Source organism: Embleya sp. NPDC020630 (assembly GCF_044334985.1).
Lineage (GTDB): Bacteria > Actinomycetota > Actinomycetes > Streptomycetales > Streptomycetaceae > Embleya.
Genome location: NZ_JBIRUB010000002.1, coordinates 725787 through 727185, shown reverse-complemented (window position 1 = coordinate 727185; position 1399 = coordinate 725787).

The following is a 1399-nucleotide window of genomic DNA, read 5'->3' as shown; positions in this document are numbered from 1 at the left end:
CAGCGTGCGGGGCTCCGAGAGTCGGGGGCTCCCGACGAGACGGGCGCGTTGCTCACCGAAAACCGGCCGGCAGCAGCGGGCAGGAGTGCGGCCGGGTTGAGTCCGGCGAGGAGCCCTCCCGAGTGGGCCGGGTGTTTCCGGCGGGCGTTGCGCCTTGGGTTGCGGGTGACCGTTGCGGGGCCGGTCAGAGTCGGGGGTGGGCCGCCGCCAGCGTGCGGGGCTCCGAGAGTCGGGGGCTCCCGACGAGACGGGCGCGTTGCTCACCGAAAACCGGCCGGCAGCAGCGGGCAGGAGTGCGGCCGGGTCGAGTCCACAGGGGGCCTTCCCGAGTGGGTCGGGTGCTTCCGGCTGGCGTTGCACCTTGGGCTACGGGTGGCCCGTGCGGGGCCGGTCAGAGTCGGTGGTGGGCCGCCGCCGGCGTGCGTGGCTCCAAGCCTCCGGGCTCCAGACGAGACGAGTGCATTGCTCGGCGAAAACCGGCCGGCAGCGGCGGGCAGAAGGGCGGCCGGGTCGGGTTCTCCGGCCGGCTTTTCCGAGTGGCTCGGGTGTTTCCGGCGGGCGTTGCGCCTTGGGTTGCGGGTGGCCGGTGCGGGGCTGGTCTGAATCGGTGGTGGGCCGCCGCCGGCGTGCGGGGCTCCGAGAGTTGGGGGCCCCGAGGAGACCACCCCGTTGCTTGGCGAAAACCGGCCGGCAGTGAGGGAGCGGGAGGGCGGTTGGGTTGGGTTCGCCGGGGGCCTCCCGGGTGGTCGGGGCGTTTCGGGGGTGTGTGGAGGGGAGTTGGGGTTCGAAACCGGATCGCGATGGGTGGTTGCGGGCTTCGAGGCTCGGTGACCTGCGGTTTTGCGGGGTCGAGGCGGAAAGTCGGGTGACGAGTGCCGGTTTCGTGCGCTTCGACCCCCTCAACGCCGGCGCGGAGACCGAAACTGCACACTCGGAGCCGGCTTCGAGCGCTGCGGCCTTGCGGAGGTCGTCGAGGGGACCGGAAGTGCCCAGTGAGGGTCGAAACCGGATCCCGAGGCACCTCAAACGCTCCCCTCTTCGCGCTGACCTGCGGTTTTCTCTCACGCCGAGGCCACGGCACCCCACGCCGTCCGGTTTTGTGAACCCTCCTCACCCACACGCCGACCGCACGCCGGAAACGCCCGGCCCACTCGGGAAGGCTCCCCGGCGGACTCGACCCGAGCGCCCTCCTGCCCGCCGCTGCCGGCCGGTTTTCGCCGAGCGAGGCGCGGCGTCTCGTCGGGAGGCCCGGGTCTTGGAGCCCCGCACGCCGGCGGCGGCCCACCCCCGACTCAGACCGGCCCCGCACCAGCCACCCGCAACCCAAGGCGCAATGCCCGCCGGAAGCACCCGGCCCACTCGGGAAGGCTCCTCGCCGGACTCGACCCGAACGCCCTCC